Origin of the sequence: Sphaerisporangium melleum, assembly GCF_014646695.1 — a bacterium.
GTDB lineage: Bacteria > Actinomycetota > Actinomycetes > Streptosporangiales > Streptosporangiaceae > Sphaerisporangium > Sphaerisporangium melleum.
The window spans coordinates 249,668-249,913 of record NZ_BMNT01000006.1 but is presented as its reverse complement, the minus strand read 5'-3'; the positions used below and the strand labels follow the sequence as shown (position 1 = coordinate 249,913).

Below are 246 nucleotides of genomic sequence, written 5' to 3'. Positions count from 1 at the left end.
AACAAGTGGGACACCGGTCAGACCAACGGGTACCCGATGGGCATCCAGAACATCGTGAACGTCACCGTGCCGCTGGCGTCCTACGCCAGGCCGGGGGCGTTCAACGACACCGACATGATGGAGGTCGGCCGGGGTGGGATGAACGACACCGAGATGCGCAGTCACATGGCGTTGTGGGCGATCCTGGCCTCGCCGCTGATCCTGGGCAACGACGTGCGCAGCATGGACTCGGCCACCCAGACCATT

General features: G+C 64.2%; 1 pseudogene. It reads left to right on the top strand.

Features of this window, described 5'->3' with window-relative positions:
• Positions 1-36 precede the first annotated feature (36 nt).
• Positions 37-246 (top strand): annotated as a pseudogene (locus tag IEY93_RS37940) (alpha-galactosidase); the annotation flags it as partial.